Here is a 17,206-nt window from a genome sequence, read left to right on the forward strand (position 1 = left end):
CGATCGACTCCGCAAGTTGCCGGTCGTCCCCCCAGGCGCCGGGCAGCGTCCCGTCAATAGAGCCGAATGGCGGTGTCGAAGTGCCAGGTCCGACGGATCTCGACCACGTCGAAGTCGCGGGCAAGCGCCGGCTGGAACGGTAGATAGGGCGTCTGGTTGTGCACGATGCGGCGTATCGCATCATCGATCGCGGCCACGCCGCTCGAGCGAACAATTGTTACGGACTCGACCGAGCCGTCGCTGCGAATGGCCACTGTCACAATGGGATCGCTGTGCGGCTGCTTCGCCGCTTCGCGCACCATGTCGAACCCCATACTAAAGTGGATCTTCCGGCCCCAGGCTTCCGCGTACAAAACGAGTTCGGCGTTGGCGTCGGAGCGCCCGAAGAGCCTGCCCCGGCGGAAGCCGCTCGACGACGGTGAGCGTTCCCTAGCCGCCTGAGCCGCTTCACGGCGAGCGGCTTCCTCGTCGAGTTGGCGTCCCATCGCCCGCCGCGCAGCATCCCGTCGCGCATCCTGCTCCCGCTTGGCCTCCGCCTGCGCTGATTCCTGACGTGCCGACTCCTGACGAGCGGCGGCTTGGCGTTCGCTCTCCTGGCGTTCGGACTCCTGTCGCACAGACTCGGCCCGCGCTGCTTCCTGCCGTGCTGCTTCCTGCCGTGCTGCTTCCTGCCGTGCTGCTTCCTGCCGTGCTGCTTCCTGCCGTGCTGCTTCCTGTCGTGCTGCTTCCTGTCGTGCTGCTTCCTGACGCACTGCTTCCTGACGCACTGCTTCCTGACGCACTGCTTCCTGCCGTGCTGCCTCCTGCCGTGCGGCTTCCTGCCGTGCCGCCTCCTGCCGTGCCGCCTCCTGCCGTGCCGCCTCCTGCCGTGCCGCCTCCTGCCGTGCCGCCTCCTGCCGTGCTGCCTCCTGTCGCGCTGCTTCCTGACCTGCCAGCTCCTGTTGAGCGACTGCTTGTCGTGCACTCTCCTGGCGTTGGGCCTCCTGTCGCACAGACTCAGCCCGTGCTGCTTCCTGTCGCGCAACCTCCTGCCGTACCAGCTCCTGTCGAGCGCCTGCTTGTCGTGCGCTCTCCTGGCGTTCGGTCTCCAGTCGAACAGACTCGGCCCGTGCCGCCTCCTGACGCACTGCTTCCTGACCGGCCAGTTCCTGGCGAGCGGCTGCTTGTCGTGCGCTCTCCTGACGCTCAGTCTCCAGTCGCACAGACTCTGCCTGTGCCGCCTCCTGACGCACAGATTCCTCGGCGACGCGCTCCTGCGTCTGCTGGTCGATTCGGGCCTGTGCTGCCCCCTCAGCATCTTCTGGCGCTGCCGAGACGGCAGGCGGCGGCTCAGACGGCGCAGGAGGCACGACGAATTCGGCCTCTGTGGACTGCTCCAGGGCGATCACGGCGGGAAAAGGTTTCGGTTGGGGCGGCGAATCGGCAAGCACTTCAGCAGGCGTGTTCGCAGGGACTTTGGCGGTCGCTGCCTTCGGCCTCGGGCTGGCCTTCGCTGTCGACGTACTCCGCGGCACTATCGCCGGGGACGGCCGCTCCACGGGCGGCTCGGGAGACTTGAAGGTGACAACCGCTGGCCCAGCGGCCACGGTTTGCTCGTTCGCTACCGGCGGTAGCGGCAGGGGATCAGACGTGATAGTGGGCGTCGACTCGGCGACCGGTGCCGGAATGAGAACGACGCGCAGATCCGGCACTTCGATCCGTCGATCCTGCCAGGGGAAGGAAAAGCCCGGAAGCCCGAATTCCTGACCGCCGAAGGTCAGGCTGAACAGCAGTGCGTGGAATAGCAGGGAAAGCAGCAGCGGAATGAAGAGTCGCCGGCCCTCGGGGCTCGCACGACGAACCGGCTGCAAGCCGCGGCCGGCAGCATGCGTAGCGGATGCTACAAGTGGATCGGATGGCAGATCCGGTGCGGCGCCAGACTCTATCGAATTCAAGCGCACACCACCATCGCGGCCCGGTACATCGCCCACGCCAAGCACAAATCCAGGGACTTCGACCGGATCGAAGCTTTCATGAACCGGACACCAAGGCCCGCAGATGAATTGATATTCATGCTTCGATTATGCGGTCAGAATCAAGCGGCCTGCAACGAAACGATGTTGGCCGGGTCCGCATAACGGTTGCATCATCTTCCCGATGATCGGCAGCCTAATGACCAGTTCGCCACCATTGCTCATGAAATGGTCACGGCGCCCTCTGGTCAATTGAATTAACTAGGAGATCTACCTTTTAACAGCGGTACTTTAGTATTTGTCAGTCAATGCATTGGCACGCCCTCGCTCCCCAAGCGGCCGAAGCGCGGCGCGTTCACGCCGTTTTTTCCTCCTCCAGCCCCAGCGCCTCGGCAATCTGGCGGCGCAGGATGAATTTCTGGATCTTGCCGGTCACCGTCATCGGCAGGGCGTCCATGAAACGCACGTAGCGCGGCACCTTGTAATGGGCGATCTCGCCGCGGCAAAAATCGCGGATCTCCTCTTCCGTCGCCGTCATTCCCGGCCGCAGAATGATGCAGGCGCAGAGCTCTTCGCCGTACTTCGGATCGGGTACTCCGACGCACTGGACATCCTGAATCTTCGGATGGCCGTAGAGGAATTCCTCGACCTCGCGCGGATAGATGTTCTCGCCGCCCCGGATCACCATGTCCTTGGCGCGACCGACGATGTTGCAATAGCCTTCGGCATCGATCACCCCGAGGTCGCCGGTATGCATCCAGCCGCCGCTGTCGATCGCTTCCGCGGTACGCTCGGGGTCGCCCCAGTAGCCCTGCATCACCGAATAGCCGCGGACCAGCAGCTCGCCTTTCTGGCCGCGGGCAACGCTGTGGCCCGCGCTGTCTACCACCTTGCATTCGACATGCGGCTGAATCCGACCCACGGTCGAAACCCGGCGCGCCATCGGATCGTCGCAGGAGCTCTGAAAACTGACCGGCGAAGTTTCGGTCATGCCATAGGCGATGGTCACCTCATCCATGTGCATCTGCTCGATGACCCGCTTCATGACTTCGACCGGACAGGGCGAACCGGCCATGATGCCGGTCCGCAGGCAGCCCAGATCGAAGGTGGCGAATTGCGGATGGTCGAGGATGGCGATGAACATCGTGGGAACGCCATGCAGGGCCGTACACCGCTCGGCCTGGACTGTCTCCAGCACAGCGGCGGCATCGAAGCCTTCGCCGGGGAAGACCATGGCCGCCCGTGGGCCAGACAGGCGAGGTTGCCGAGCACCATGCCGAAACAGTGATAGAGCGGCACGGGGATGCACAGCCGGTCGTGCTCGGTCAGGCGCATCGCCTCGCCGATGAAAAAGCCGTTGTTGAGAATGTTGCGGTGGGTCAGGGTCGCCCCCTTGGGCGCCCCGGTCGTCCCCGAGGTGAACTGGATGTTGATCGGATCCTCCGTCCCCAGCGTCGTGCCGACCCGGGCCAGTTCGGCAAGGGCAGCCGCCGACGGCGGTCGCAGCAGATCCGGGAAATTGCCCATGCCGGCCGATTGTTCCGCGCCGAGGCGGATCACCATCTTCAAGCCGGGGAGTTTGGCGGCGGCCAGCGCCCCGGCGGCGCAAGTTTCCAGTTCCGGTGCCAGGGAGCGCAGGATATCCAGGTAATCGCTGCTCTTGAAGCTCGGCGCCAGGATCAGCGCCGTGCAACTCACCTTGTTGAGGACATATTCCAGTTCGTGGCGACGATAGGCCGGATTGATGTTGACCAGCACCAGGCCGGCCTTGGCCGTGGCGAACTGGGTGAGCACCCACTCGCTGCAGTTTTGCGCCCAGATGCCGATGCGCTCGCCGGGCCGCAACCCCGACTGCAGGAGGTTGGCCGCCAGGGCATCAACGCGGGCCGCGAACTCGCGGTAAGTCCAGCGCACGCCCTGATGGCGAACGACCAGCGCCTCGCGTTCGGGCCAGCGGGCGGCCACCCGGTCGAAATAGCAGCCGATGGTGGATTCGATCAGCGGAACGTCGGTCGCCCCGCGGACAACACTCTCTGCGGTTTCCATGAGACCTCCCGGTGTCAGACGGCCATGAACACGGACTTCTGCTCGAGGTAACCGTCCAGCGCCGCCCTTCCCATTTCCTTGCCGAATCCGGACTGCTTGTAGCCGCCGAAGGGCATGGCCGGGTCGAGCAGGTTGTGGCAATTGACCCAGACCGTCCCCGCCTTGATCTTGGGAATCAGGCGATGCACCTTGGACAGGTCGTTCGACCAGATGCTGGCGCCCAGACCATAGGGCGTGTCGTTGGCCCAGGCCGCGACCTGGTCGAGATCGTCGTAAGGCATGGCGACGACCACCGGCCCGAAAATTTCCTCCTGCACGACACGCGCCTTCTGGTCGACCCGGGTCATCACCGTCGGCTGGACGAAATAGCCGATGTCGGTGGCCCGGCCGCCGCCGGTGACGACTTCGCCCCCCTGCTGACGGCCGATGTCGATATAGGAGCAGACGCGTTCCATCTGCTCCTGCGAGACCAGCGGCCCCATCTGGGCCAGCGGATCGAGACCGTGGCCGATCTTCAGCGCCCTGGCCTGATCGGCGAGGTCGGCGACCACCCGGTCGAAATTCTTCTTGTGCACGTAGAGCCGCGAACCCGCGCAGCAAACCTGGCCCTGATTGAAGTAGATGGCCTGGGCGGCACCGGCCGCGGCGACGGCGGGATCGCAGTCTTCGAGGACGATGACCGGCGACTTGCCCCCGAGTTCGAGGGTAACGCGGGCCATGTTGTCCATGGCGGCCTTGCCGATCAGCTTGCCGACCTCGGTCGACCCGGTGAAGGTGATCTTGTTCACGCCGGGATGCCGGGTCAGCGGGGCGCCGGCGGCAATGCCGTCGCCGGTCACGACATTGACCACGCCGGCCGGATAGCCGGCCTCCTGGATCAGCTCGCCGAGGAAGAGCGCCGACAGTGGCGTCTGTTCGGCCGGCTTGAGTACTACCGTGCAGCCGGTGGCGAGCGCCGGACCGAGCTTCCAGCAGGCGAGCAGCAGCGGGAAATTCCAGGCGACGATGGCGGCCACCACCCCGACCGGTTCGCGCCGGGTGTAATTGACGAATTCGGCGTTGGGCATGAAGGGCACCGAAACATCCACGGTGCTGCCTTCGATCTTGGTCGCCCAGCCGGCCATGTAGCGCAGGTAGCTAACGCTCAGGCCGACATCGACGGCCTGCGCGATGGCGGCCGATTTGCCGTTGTCGAGGGATTCGATTTCGGCCAGGGTGCGGGCGTTCTGTTCCATGAGGTCGGCCAGGCGCAGCAGCAGGCGTTCGCGCTCGGCCGGCTTCATGCGGCTCCACGGGCCGCTCTCGAAGGCTTTGCGGGCGGCGGCCACGGCTGCATCGACGTCGGCCGGCTGGCCGGCGGCGACGGTGGCGATGACGGCCTCGCTGGCCGGGTTGATGACGGCCAGCGTCTGGCCACCGGCGGCCTCCACCCACTGTCCGCCGATCAGCATGCGATGCTTGCCCCGGGCCAGAAAGTCGCGGGTCTTGGTGGTCAGCTGATCCTTGAGATCGTTGAGTTGCATGGTTGGTCTCCTGATTTTTGTGCAGGCGAGTGCCTGCTTGTGGTCAAAGCATCACGCCTCGGGCAGCGCCCGCGGCATCGTCAAAACGGGTGAAATCAGTGTCCGGACACGACGCCGAGCACCGAGAAAAGCACGTCGCCGGCCGGCCCGGCGGCAACGCTGGTCAGCCCGGCGCGATCGGGACGCACGCTGGCCTCGAACTTCTGGCCCTCGTCCTCACTGCTGACCCAGACGGCAGCCTGGCCGCTGGGCGGGGAAAAGCGCGGCGGCATGCCCTGCCGGCTGCCGCCGCTCAGCGAGACACCGCCAGCCCCGACGACATGCACACTGCCATCGGGGTGCTGGATGATGGCGGTCAGCGACTGCTGGGTGCCGCTGGCGATTTCCTTCCAGCTCAGGCCGCGATCCACGCTGCGATAGAGATGGCCACGCAGTCCGGCCATCAGCAGGGAGCCGTCGCGCAGGGCCAGCCCGGTCCAGAAGGAGCCTTTGTTGTCGGTCTGGATCAGCCGCCAGGTCGCGCCATTGTCCTCGGAGCGCAGGATGGCGCCGGCCTCGCCGGCCACCAGCAACAAGCCGCCGCCGGCCGGAACGATCTGCAGCAGGTGGATTTCTCCCGCCTCACCGTCGATCAGGCGCCGTTCCTGCCAGGTCTTGCCCGAATCCATGGTTTCCAGGGCCAGGCCGAACTGGCCGACCGCCAGGCCGTGGGTGGCATTCTCGAACCACACGGAAAGCAGGACACGCTCCTTGCCGCGCTCTTCGCGCAGGACCTGCCAATGCTCGCCGCCATCGCCGGTACTGAGGATGGTGCCGTCATGGCCGGCGGCCCAGCCCCGCTTGTTGTCGATGAAATGGACGCTGGTCAGCGGTGCCCGGGTCGGAACGGCGGCGGCCTGGCGAAAGCTCTTGCCGTCGTCAGAGAGGATGACGAAGCCATGGTCGCCGACGGCGACGATACGTTTGCCGGCCAGGGCCGAGGCGAAGATCGGCGCCTTTTCGGGGTGGATCAGCCGGGGTGCGCTGCGCAGGCCATCGGCCACGGCGGTCGGCTTGTCGGCGGCTGTTGCGGCGCTGCTGGCGGCCAGCGCCAGGGTGGTGATGGCCAGGCAGAGGGAAATGAATTGACGCTTCATGATGGCTTCCGGATCAGTGGCCGATGGCCGGGGCCTTGACCGGCCCCCGGCGCGGGAAAAGGGAATCGAGCTTGACGGCGAAGGCGGGCAGCACGGTGATCGCCATCAGCATGTTCACCATGAACATGAAGGTGAGCAGGATGCCCATGTCGGCCTGGAACTTGAGGTCGGAGAAGGACCAGGTGGCGACGCCGACCGAGAGCGTGATGGCGGTGAAGATGGTGGCGATGCCGACTTCGCGCAGCGCGCCTTCGAGTGCCGCCTTCATCGCCTCGCCGCGGGCGAGATGGATGAGCAGGCGGTTATAGATGTAGAAGGCGTAATCGACGCCGATTCCGGTAGCCAGCACCATCACCGGCAGGGTGGCGACGGTCAGGCCGATATCCAGGGTCTTCATGAACCAGTAGCCGAGGAAGGTGGCCAGGGTCAGCGGCACGCAGCAGGCGAGCATGGCCCGCCAGTCGCGGTAGGCGAGCAGCACCAGGATCATGATCGCGGCGTAGACGTAGAGCATCATCGGCAACTCGCGCTCTTCGACTTCCTCGTTGGTGGCGGCCAGCACGCCGATGTTGCCCGAAGCCAGGCGGACCTTGATGCCCAGGGCTGCCGGATCGTAAGCGTCGCGAAAATCCTTGACCGCCTGGATGGCCGGCTTGATGGTCGTTGCCTTGTGGTCGGCCAGGTAGATGTTGGCAGCCATCATCGTGCACGCCCGGTTGAACAGGCCGCCGGCTTCCGGCAGGTAGCCGACGGCGACCTGCAGTGCCTTGCTGTCGCGCGGCAGGGCGGTCATCTTCGGGTTGCCTTCGTTGAGGCCGGCATTGGCAAACTTGGCCAGCGCCGACAGCGAGGAGACCGAGAGCACGCCGGGCACCTGCGACATGTGCTGGGTGAACTGGTCCATGTAGTTCACCACTTCATAGTTGTTGCACGAGTCATTGGGGGTTTCGAAAACCACGGTCAGGGTGTCCATGCCGAGATCGAAGCGTTTGACGATATTGGCGATGTCGGTGTTGTAGCGTGAGTCCGGACGCAGCTCGGGGCGCCGGGCTGCAGCGCGCCGATGTGGCGGCCGTGGCTTTGCCAGACGGCAACACCGAAGAGCACGACGGCGACGGCCAGCACCAGGCGGGCATGGTTGATGTCGGCAATGAAGCCAAGGCGCTCGATGATCTTGCCCCGCTTGTTCTGCAGGTCTTCGAGGCGCAGGGCGTAGTCGCGCGAGAAGCGGAAATACGAGGCGGTGACCGGCAGCATGATGAGGTTGGTGACGATCTTGTAGCCGACGCCGATCGAGGCGGCGATGCCCAGTTCCCGGATCATCGGGATGGGAATGATGACCAGGGTGATGAAACCGACGAAGGCAGTTACCAGGGCCAGCGTGCCGGGAATGAACAGGCTGGAGAAGCTCTCGCGTGCCGCGCCCATCGAGTCGGCGCCGTTGGCGACGGCCTTGGAGATGGCGTTGATCTGCTGCACGCCGTGCGAGACGCCGATGGCGAAGACCAGGAAGGGCACGAGTATGGCCAGCGGATCGAGGCCGAAGCCGAGCAGGGTCAGGGTGCCGAACTGCCAGACCACGGAGACCGAGGAGCAGACGATGGGCAGCATGGTGAGCAGCACCGAACGGCAGTACCAATAGACGGCGAGCACCGTCAGCACCATGGCCAGTGCGAAGAAGATGGCAACGCCCTTGGCGCCATCGGCGATATCGCCGATCTGCTTGGCGAAACCGACGATCTCGATCTCGTGCTCCGGCGTTTCCAGCTTGCCGCGCACGTCCTTCTCGAGCTTGCCGGCGAGATCCAGGTAATCAAGCTTCTGATGGGTGCTTGGGTCTTCCTCGAGCAGGTCGGCGACGATCATCGCCGCCGTGCCGTCATTGGCCACCAGGCTGCCGATGTAACCGCCACGGCCAACCCGGTCCTGGATGCGCGAGATTTTTTCGGCATCGAGGGCGTCGGGCGTCACGTTGCCGCCGATCACGTCCTCGGCCTGGAAGCCTTCCTCGGTCAGTTCATAGACCCGGGTATTCGGGGTCCACAGGGATTGCACCGAGCGCCGGTCGATACCCGGCAGGTAGAGCACGGCCTCGGTCACCTCATGCAGCTTCTTCAGCGATGCCGGCGTCCAGATGTCGCCCTGGGTGGCCCGCACGACGACCATGATGCGGTTCGAGCCGAAAAGCTGGGTCCGGTACTGGAAGAAGGTGTCGGTATATTCATGACCGACGGGCAATTGTTTGTCGAACCCCGCCGACATGCGCAACTGCGCGGCGAGGAAGCCCATCAGCGCCGTGAAGATGACGAGGATCACCAGCGTGGGAAGCCGGAAGCGGAAGAAGAAATCTTCCAGACGCTTTACGAAAACAACAATGCCAGCCATGAAAACTTACCTCGAATCGGCTCCCCGCTAAGGCGGGAGCCATGAATAGGGTGGTGGGCGACCCCGTCTCCGGGGAGCGGAAGTCGCCCGGGCGATGGGAATCAGAAGGCGTACGACATGGTGGCCGAGGCGATATCGCGGTCGCGCATCAGGTTCAGGTTGCCGCCGCCGAAGAAGGCGCTGTAGCCGATGCCGAACTTCCACTGGTTGTGATAATCGAAGGTCACGCCCATGGCCAGGGCCTTGCGGCCCTCGACGAAGGGAATGGCGTTGGGGCTGGTGCCCTTGACGTCATGGTAGAAGTCGACAATCGGTGTCGCCGTCCAGCCCGAGCCGAAGACATTGGCGTAGGTCAGGCTGATTTCGGCGACGTAGCCCCACGAGGTCTTGTCCGGCATCGAGTAGTCGTTGAGCAGGTAGGGCACCTCGCCGTTGAGCTTCAGGCCGGGGTAATGGGTGACCGCGACCTCGGCGAGGAAGGCGCCGTCGGCCGCGCCGAGCGCCCGGGTCAACGCCGGCGGCAGGAAGGTGAAGGCCGTCACGTGGCCCTGGAACTTCTTCTCGTTGGTGTAGCCGTTGGCCATGCCCTGCTGCGAGTAATTGTTGGTGATCGCCGCCAGGTTGTATTGCTGCTTCGACATCGAACCCGCGAAAGCCGGCACGGTCGGGTCGATCGCCACGCTGTCGCGCGGCCGGTACGACAGCTCGGCCCCGAAGGCCCAGTCGCCCATCTTGGTGTTCGCCGAAACGCCGTACAGGTCCTTGTTCTCGCCGTATTGCTCGACCGCGACGATGCCGTTGAACAGGTTGGAGCCATCGGCTCTGACCTTGAAGCCGACGAAGGGCAGCTTGTCGTGGTAACGGATGTAGTAGGCGGCATATTCGGTGTCGGCGCCGGCCGGCTTGTAGCGCAGATTGACACCATACTGCCCGTTGGACTTCGCTTTCTGGCGCTCGACCGGAATCACGCCGCCGGCGGCATTGACGACATCCATGCTGCGGTCGCGCGTCGGATCGTAGTCGCCCACGCCGCCGAAGCTCGAGGGGATGAAGGCGCCGCGCCGGCCGCCCTTGCCGAGAAAATCGGCCGTGGACCAATAGCTGCCGGCCGGATCGAGCTTGAAGCTGTTCCAGGCGAACTGGTAATAGGCCTCGGTCGAGAAGCCGCCGCCCAGGCTGGTACTGATCGAGGCCATCGGCGCGGGAATCAGGATTTCCTTGACCTGGGTTCCCGGGACGTGGGCCTTGCGCATATCGAAGGCATGAATGGTATTGATGCCCCCGAAGATGAAGATGTCCTCGCCCCAGTTGATCACCTGGTTGCCGAACTTGACCTTTGCCGAGTTGTCACCGAGCTGGAAGTTCTTGGCGACCCACAGATCGAGCAGGGTGACGTCCATGCGCAAGGCCTGCTTGGCATCAGAATCGAGCGGTGTGCGGTCGGTGTGGATGGCGGCAAAATCCGACGACCAGGTGACCCGGCCCAGCGCCGCCCAGTTGCCGCGATCGAACAGGGACAGTTCGTGGGTGCCCTTGAGCACCGCCGAGACGATGTCGCCCTTCTTGTAGTTGAGGTTGCCGTCGTCGATATTGGTGTAGTTGAAGTCCGGGTTGGCCGAGGCGCCCCGCCGGGGCCGTTCACTCGTTCGCCCAGGGTGCCCGTCGTCGGCACGCTGCCGCCGTTGTCGTTGCCGATCATGCTGGTGTTGGGCGACTGCATGCGGCGCTGGACCCCGAATGAAACGGTGGAGTCGAGGCTGCCGCTGATGCCGTTGTCCATCTCGAACTTGAACGCCTGCGCCGGGCTGGCCATGCCCATGCCGATTGCGGCAATGGCAAGGGCCAGCCGGGTCCGGCGGATGATCACTGTCGTCTTCATTGTTTTCCCCTCACGTTAGATGGTCGAAGCGATCAGCGGTCGCCGGTCCGGCGCAACTCGTCGGACTCGAAGCGCTTGACGTCGATGCGGCCTTCGGAACCGGCCAGCCAGTCAGTCGGCTTGGCTTCCTGGGTGGAGTTCTCGGCCATGTAGCGATTCACCGTCAGATCCCAGGACATGAATTCCTGGCTGACGCAGGCGCCGAGTTCGACCGCCGGGTAGAGCGAACCTTCCATGACGCGCCAGAGCTTGCCCTGGGCGTCGTACTGGTCAGCGGCAAGGATCATCCAGGTGTCTTCATCGATATAGAACGTGCGCTTGGCGAACATGTGGCGCATGCCCTGCTTGACCGTGGCCTCGACCTTCCAGACGCGGTGCAGCTCGTAGCGCATCAGGTCGCGCTTGGGAAACAGCCCTTCATAGACTTCCTTGACCGGGCGCTTGGCGACGAACTTGAAACTGTTGTACGGCACGTACATTTCCTGCTTGCCGACCAGCTTCCAGTCGTAGCGGTCCAGGGCCCCGGCGAACATCGGGTACTGGTCGGCGGTTTCGAGGTTCTCGTAACCCGGGATCGGATTGTCGTACTCGAAGGCTGGCAGGCGGCGGACTCGGCGCTGGCCGGGGAAATACATCCAGGCATCGTTGGACTTGCCGAGGAAGTAGTGGGCCAGAATGATTTCGCCGGTGCGCGAGGCCGGCGCCGTCGCCACGTTGAGCAGCTTCTGCTGCACGCCGCCGACGTCCTCGGGCGACTTGGCCTTGGCCGAGGCAAACGGCGTCATCACCCACTGATCCTGGGCCAGGCCGTAGAAAGTGCCGTCCGGGTTGATGAAATTGGTCTGGTAGTACTCGATGCGGCCTTCGCCCTGCCAGCGCAGGCGGTGGTTCCAGACCGCTTCGGCGCCGTTCTTGGGGATGGCGAAGGGAAAACCGCCGCCGACCGCCTTGTCGAGATTGTCCTTGCCGTCCGCAGTGAGCTTGGCCAGCGTCGCGTTGACCTTGGTCTGGCCATAGACCGAATCCGGGTAGCCGCAGCTGCGGTGGGTCGGATAGATGTCCATGCGGTAGCCCTTGCGCGTCTTGATCAGTTCGATCTGGCCGGCCGAGAGCTTGTCCTTGTACTTGTCGACGTTGCTGGCATCGATCGAGTACAGGGGCTTGTCGGCGGCGAAGGGATCGACGCGGGCCTCGCCCAGCTTGTGCTTGCCCTTGGGGATGCCGCCTTCCCATTTCGGGATGCTGCCATCCTTGTTGCCGGCTTTTTCGGCACCGACCGGCGTCAGGTCCTTGCCCAGTTGGGCGGCTTCCTGATCACTGACGGCGGCGACGGCAACGCCGGAAAATCCGGCCAATCCCAGCACCAAGGCCCCGATTGGCAATGCTCTGTTGGTTTTACCCATTTTTGATCCCCTTCTGACTGAATATATTTTTCAAACCGAAGACCGCCGACCGACTCAGTCGATGGCAATTCCTTGCTCTTTCAAATGCTGCACAATTTCGGCCCGCCGTCCCGGCGCATCCGCAAGCGGATCATTTCGCAAGCGGGCAACCTCTTCCGTGCTGTAGGGCAGAGTGTTCGCAGGAACTTCCAGCGGACTGAACGTCTTCAGAAGCCAGTTCGCCAATTCCGCCGTATCCCTGTGGGAAAGGGAGGACTGCGAAGTACCCGGCACCTGGATCAGGAACTCCCGTCCGTCCTTCACCTTGAGAAAATGTCCCAGGGTGCCCCGCATGCTCGGCACCCCGGAACTCGGGCTACCCGAACCATCCGGGCCATGACAGCCGGAACAATGCAGCATGTAGTTCATGCGCGGCGAACCGGCATCCGGGCCGGCCCAGGCCAGGCTTGCCGTCATGCCCAGCAGCGCGAGCGTCAAGACTTTTTGCATCGCCCTAACCTCCTGTCGCCGCCGGCAGGCGGCCGCGTTGCTTGTGGGTTTCGTTCGGCGTACCGCCGCTTTGACGCACGCCGGCAACGAAGCCCGGGTCAGCCAGGTGAGGTCGGCAACACCATTGAATTCACGCAGCACGTAGCCGACCACACTGGCGATATCGGCATCGGACAGCGCGGCGAACGACGGCATGTTGTTACCGAGGTAGCGCACGCCATCGACCGTTATGCTGCCGACCATGCCGGTGAGCGGCACCCGGGCCAGGTAGTTGCGGCCTTCCGGGCTGCCGGCGTGCCGCCCGACATTGCTCGCCAGTGGCGGCGCCACGCCGGGCGCCCCTGACCGTCAGGCTGATGACAGGCGACACAATGGGTGGCATAAATGCCCGCTCCCGGCTTGCCTTGGGCATCCTGGGCAAGCAGCACGCTGGCGTGGAGCGTCAGCAGGCAGGTGGCGAACAACTGGCGCATCGGTCTTACCCCCGCGGCTCGCCAACACCGACGATGGCCGCCACCGTACAGTTGTACGTGTTGCTGGTATTGGCCATGCACCAGTTGATGTCGTTGTGCACCCCGAGGCGGTAGCCCGGACGCTCCCGTTCGTTGCGATTACAGAAACAGCGGCCACATTGGGCAACACCGCAACAGTCGTTGTAACTGATCAGGTAATCCTTGCCATCATGCGGGTTGCGACAGGTACCGACCCAGGTCACCTTGGATATCTCGGTACCCGGCGGACAAGTCGTTACCGTGCCGCCACAGCAACTGCAGAGGAAACCGTCAAGAGCGCAGTGACGCCAATAATCGCAACTGGTTTCATCGTCAACATCCACCTTCTTTTTGCCTTCGGCCGCGTGGGCATTCGGGTTCATGCGGTCGAAGGGCAACACCGGCAGGATGAAGGCGGTACCGACAAAGAGCTTGCCAACCTTGACCAGGGCGCTACGGCGGGATGCCGACTGCGCTACCTGGCGGGTCTTCTTCTCGAAGAAACTATCTAGCCATTTCACTTTTGAACTCCTTGCTGGTTATTCGGATCAGGCACGCTGATCGATGAATTCCTGAATCGAGGCGACGCCGGCTTCCTTCGCAGCGAACAGGCTTTCCAGCTGCTCACGGGAATTCACCAGGCCCTTGCCGCGAATCCGGCCGTCTTCGCCGATCAGCACGGCATAGGGCAGCTTGGAAATCCGGTAGGTCATGCCGAGGTCGTGGGAGAGGGCGTACTGGAAGCCTTTCAGATCGGCTTTCCGGTAGAACTCGGCGTGCTCGGGCAGGTCGCCATCGCTGGCCAGCGCCACATCGAGCCAGGACTTTTCGACGCCCTGGATCGACTTGAGGATGGGCAGCAGCTTCTTGCAGACCGGGCAGGTCGGCGACAGCCAGAAGATCAGCTGGCTGCGACCGGAATTGCCGCCAATCTGCATCTTGCCGCCACCGATCGAGTCGAGACTAAAGGCTGGTGCGACTTCGCCGACTTTCGGGCCCTGATCCATCATCAGCGCCCCCATCGGCGCGACGCGTTCGTAGAGGATGCCGATCTGGCGGGCGAGAGCGAGGACGACCACGACAAGGGCGAGCACGATGCCCCAGAGGAAGACGTTGGAAACGAGCAGAGCGTCATTCATGATTTTTCCTTTACTTGCGAACAGCCAGCGCCAGGGGAGCGTTGGTCATCAATTGATTGGCGGAGACATAGAGGCCGACCAGGGCGAGGACAGCGCCACCGACGGTGAAGTAATCAGCCCAGACCAGGGCGCGACCGGCACTTTCCTGCACGGCGATGCCGATCAGCAGCATCAGCAGGACATTGCGGCCGACCAGCGCCCAGGACAGCGGCTGGCTGGAAAGACCGCCGCAGCCGCAGTCGATGCCGGCGTTGCCGCGCAGCAGGTTGATGGCAACGGCCGAGGTGACGACTACGAGCAGCAGCAGGGCCAGCCCCCGCCGAGCAGGCAGGTCTCCGGGAAGAGCAGCAGCACGCCCGCCGCCAGCTCAAGCAAGGGCAAGCCATGGGCAGCCACCGGCAGCAGGGCATCCGGCAACAGGCGGTAGTTTTCCACCGCGCCGGCGAAGACCACCGGATCACGCAGCTTCTGCAAGGCCCCGAAGAGCAGGACGATGGAGAGCGTTGCCCCGATGGCACGGGTCACGACCGGATCGAGGAAGAATGCGATGAGGATTTCCATCATTGCACTTCCATTTGGGTAGGCGTATCACCGAAACCATTTGCCCCGCCAACCTTCTTCAATTTCCGGCCACCGTCGAAAGCAGTAATGCTTGCGCCCTCGGCGTTGAAGGCAAATAACCGTGGCGCCACACCCTGACTGACGGCAAGACCGACCGCATGCGGTGTCTTGACGCGCGCCAGGCGAGACTTGGCCTTCAGGTCATACACCCAGATTTCGCTTGCCGGATTTTTGTGGCTGCCCTCCAGGCCCTTCGGATGGAGACCGACGTAGAGCGTGCCGCTTTCCTTGTGCAAGGCAACCGGCTGGGACCCGCCCGGGCGCCAGTTCTGCTTGGCCTCCGACGGCAGGGCGAGCGGCCAGGCCTTTTCGGGCACGGCGGTTTCACCGGCAACATTGATGCTCACAACGTTGCCCTTGTAGGTAACGAAGTGGTACGTGTCACCATCCTGGGCTGCCGGTGAGAACAACGCGTCCTCGTCCGGATCGAAGAATTTTGCGGTTTTTTTCTTGCCGACAGGATTGCCCTGATCATCCAGGGAAACGGTCAACATGGTGCCATCGCCGCACAAGGTGGAAAAACGGTTGGTGGTCTGGGCGGGATAAACGATGAAGCAGCCCGGTGTCTGAATTTCCGAAACCATCTTGCCGCTCTGACGATCGACAATGCCCACCGAGGTGGCTGGCGTGGCGTTCTGGACAATGATGAAGCGACCATCGCCGCTGGTGCGCAAGGTACCGACATAGGGCAGGGCCTGGGCATGGCGCGCCGGATACGGCAGCTCCGCCTTCAGGGCGAGTGTTTTGGCGTCATAAACGAGGATTTCCTCGCTGCGCACGCCACGGTTGAGCTTGGTGTAATAGGTCGTCACCACGTAGAGCTCGGAGCGATCCGGCGACAGGGTGGTCTGGGCGAAGGCCCCGGTCGATACCATGCCCTCGACCTTGAAGTTGCGGCCATCGATCACCGTCAGCTTGCCGTCGGAAATGTGCGGCAGGGCAACGTCGGTGAAATACAGGCGATAGGGGTGGGGGGCGGGCAGGCTCGATACGGTGATCGTGTCCACCGGCAACTCGGCCAGGGCCGGCAGCGCGGTGCCGCCGAGCCCGGCCAGCAATGAAAACAGAACAACTCTCTTGGGACTCACCAGCGACCTCCTTTTTCTCGTGCCAGGATCAATGCCGGGCAAAAATCCCTCCCCGGCGCATGGATTACATTGTTGTCGGGGAGGGCAGAAAGCCGTTATCCGAAATCGGAACCGAAAAGCCCGGTTGGCGGCGATCAATATCCGAAATCGGAAAAATCGTGCATTTCACTGGCGGAACGTTGACTTTGCTCAATGCCAAACCGGGAAAAATAGTTGCTCAGGCACAACTTGTGCAGTGCACCACTTCGTCTCGGGCGAGATTTCCTGGCGCGAGGCCCGCGAGCGCTGCCGGTTTTTTCGGCAGAACGCCCCAAGCCCATGATTTTCAAGACAGAAAGACCGCCATGTATTCTTCTCTCCGTTCCGGACAGCAGCCCTGCATCAGGCGAGCGCAAGGCCAGGGCTCTGCCGCATGCACCACCGGCAAACACTTGCAGCAGCAGGCGCACTCCGTCGGTGCAGTGGTGCCGCCCGTCGACAATGCCGTCGCCGCCCCGTTTACCTTCGAGCATAAAAACACGCGGGATTCCGACCAGCACGCCGAATCCCTGGCGCAGTGGGACCAGACCTACGACCAGATGTCGCCCGGGCCTTTCGTCGGCGAGGTGGTCGAACTGTGGTTCAAGGGCATCCAGATCTTTCGCGAAACCACCAACCGCTCAGTGTTCCAGAATGGCGCCCCGTGGAAGAACTGCCACATCATCGGCATTCCCGTTGCGATGAGCGGCCCCGGCCTGTTCTGCAAACAGCAGGTCAACATGGACAGCGTGTTTACTTTCCAGAGCGAGCAGGGCTTTTCCCTGACGACGCCCGAGAATTTCGACGTGATCGGCATTGCCATTCCCGATGCAACGCTGGAGCAACTCGAGGCCGAGGGCTGCAACATCCGCCAGTTGATTCCCGACCAGCCGTCGCTGCTGATGCCAGGCAAGGCCAGGCTGGACGAACTGCGCGCGTGCCTCGGTTCGGTTCTCGATCCCCAGCAGTTCCAGCAGGAACTGCTGTGCTATCCCCAGGTGCAGCGCAACATGCATTCGGCGATCATCGGCCATAT

At 63.5% G+C, this 17,206-nt stretch carries 16 protein-coding genes and 3 pseudogenes; all 19 read right to left on the reverse strand.

Features of this window, described 5'->3' with window-relative positions; translation table 11 throughout:
• Positions 1-53: 53 nt before the first annotated feature.
• A complete protein-coding gene (locus NQE15_RS22760) occupies positions 54-1,514 on the reverse strand; it encodes a TonB C-terminal domain-containing protein (RefSeq protein ID WP_265945055.1) in 1,461 nt (486 codons plus the stop codon).
• Between the two features lie 793 nt (positions 1,515-2,307).
• A pseudogene (locus tag NQE15_RS22765) lies at positions 2,308-3,998 on the reverse strand (AMP-binding protein).
• Positions 3,999-4,012: 14 nt separating this feature from the next.
• Entirely contained in the window at positions 4,013-5,521 is a 1,509-nt protein-coding gene (locus NQE15_RS22770; RefSeq protein ID WP_265945057.1) for an aldehyde dehydrogenase family protein, read from the reverse strand.
• Between the two features lie 95 nt (positions 5,522-5,616).
• The gene (locus NQE15_RS22775) at positions 5,617-6,657 is read right to left on the reverse strand and encodes a WD40/YVTN/BNR-like repeat-containing protein (protein ID WP_265945059.1); all 1,041 of its coding nucleotides are present in this window, start codon (positions 6,655-6,657) and stop codon (positions 5,617-5,619) included.
• Positions 6,658-6,670: 13 nt separating this feature from the next.
• Positions 6,671-7,630: an efflux RND transporter permease subunit gene (locus NQE15_RS22780; RefSeq protein WP_265945061.1), complete on the reverse strand. Its 960-nt coding sequence runs from the start codon at positions 7,628-7,630 to the stop codon at positions 6,671-6,673.
• Positions 7,618-9,042: an efflux RND transporter permease subunit gene (locus NQE15_RS22785; RefSeq protein WP_265945063.1), complete on the reverse strand. Its 1,425-nt coding sequence runs from the start codon at positions 9,040-9,042 to the stop codon at positions 7,618-7,620. Before NQE15_RS22785 ends, NQE15_RS22780 begins: the two co-directional genes overlap by 13 nt.
• A gap of 101 nt (positions 9,043-9,143) precedes the next feature.
• On the reverse strand, positions 9,144-10,781 hold the full coding sequence (locus NQE15_RS22790; RefSeq protein ID WP_323055001.1) for a DUF1302 domain-containing protein: 1,638 nt from the start codon (positions 10,779-10,781) through the stop codon (positions 9,144-9,146).
• Positions 10,748-10,921 (reverse strand): annotated as a pseudogene (locus tag NQE15_RS23965) (DUF1302 family protein); the annotation flags it as partial. The gene NQE15_RS22790 and the pseudogene NQE15_RS23965, both read right to left, overlap by 34 nt.
• A 32-nt stretch (positions 10,922-10,953) precedes the next feature.
• On the reverse strand, positions 10,954-12,324 hold the full coding sequence (locus tag NQE15_RS22800) for a DUF1329 domain-containing protein (protein ID WP_265945065.1): 1,371 nt from the start codon (positions 12,322-12,324) through the stop codon (positions 10,954-10,956).
• 54 nt (positions 12,325-12,378) lie between these two features.
• The gene (locus tag NQE15_RS22805; RefSeq protein ID WP_265945067.1) at positions 12,379-13,143 is read right to left on the reverse strand and encodes a hypothetical protein; all 765 of its coding nucleotides are present in this window, start codon (positions 13,141-13,143) and stop codon (positions 12,379-12,381) included.
• Positions 13,041-13,286, reverse strand: a complete 246-nt coding sequence (locus tag NQE15_RS24135; protein ID WP_416336492.1) for a c-type cytochrome — start codon at positions 13,284-13,286, stop codon at positions 13,041-13,043. Before NQE15_RS24135 ends, NQE15_RS22805 begins: the two co-directional genes overlap by 103 nt.
• A gap of 5 nt (positions 13,287-13,291) precedes the next feature.
• Positions 13,292-13,825: a methylamine dehydrogenase light chain gene (locus NQE15_RS22810; protein WP_265945069.1), complete on the reverse strand. Its 534-nt coding sequence runs from the start codon at positions 13,823-13,825 to the stop codon at positions 13,292-13,294.
• Positions 13,826-13,852: 27 nt separating this feature from the next.
• Positions 13,853-14,443 (reverse strand): methylamine dehydrogenase accessory protein MauD, encoded by a 591-nt coding sequence (mauD, locus tag NQE15_RS22815; RefSeq protein ID WP_265945070.1) that lies wholly within the window; start codon positions 14,441-14,443, stop codon positions 13,853-13,855.
• A gap of 10 nt (positions 14,444-14,453) precedes the next feature.
• Complete coding sequence (locus NQE15_RS23970) at positions 14,454-14,615, reverse strand: hypothetical protein (protein ID WP_323054921.1); 162 nt, start codon at positions 14,613-14,615, stop codon at positions 14,454-14,456.
• A gap of 39 nt (positions 14,616-14,654) precedes the next feature.
• Positions 14,655-14,774, reverse strand: a pseudogene (locus tag NQE15_RS24140) (hypothetical protein); the annotation flags it as partial.
• Positions 14,735-15,007 carry a MauE/DoxX family redox-associated membrane protein gene (locus NQE15_RS22825; RefSeq protein ID WP_265945073.1) on the reverse strand — a complete coding sequence of 91 codons (273 nt, stop codon included), beginning with the start codon at positions 15,005-15,007 and terminating at the stop codon, positions 14,735-14,737. The gene NQE15_RS22825 and the pseudogene NQE15_RS24140, both read right to left, overlap by 40 nt.
• On the reverse strand, positions 15,004-16,152 hold the full coding sequence (locus tag NQE15_RS22830; RefSeq protein ID WP_265945075.1) for an amine dehydrogenase large subunit: 1,149 nt from the start codon (positions 16,150-16,152) through the stop codon (positions 15,004-15,006). The genes NQE15_RS22825 and NQE15_RS22830 overlap by 4 nt, the downstream gene beginning before the upstream one ends.
• Positions 16,153-16,286: 134 nt before the next feature.
• Complete coding sequence (locus tag NQE15_RS22835; protein WP_265945077.1) at positions 16,287-16,691, reverse strand: hypothetical protein; 405 nt, start codon at positions 16,689-16,691, stop codon at positions 16,287-16,289.
• A 120-nt stretch (positions 16,692-16,811) separates the two neighbouring features.
• Positions 16,812-17,204, reverse strand: a complete 393-nt coding sequence (locus NQE15_RS22840) for a hypothetical protein (RefSeq protein WP_265945079.1) — start codon at positions 17,202-17,204, stop codon at positions 16,812-16,814.
• Positions 17,205-17,206 lie beyond the last annotated feature (2 nt).

This window comes from Dechloromonas sp. A34, from assembly GCF_026261605.1.
GTDB lineage: Bacteria > Pseudomonadota > Gammaproteobacteria > Burkholderiales > Rhodocyclaceae > Azonexus.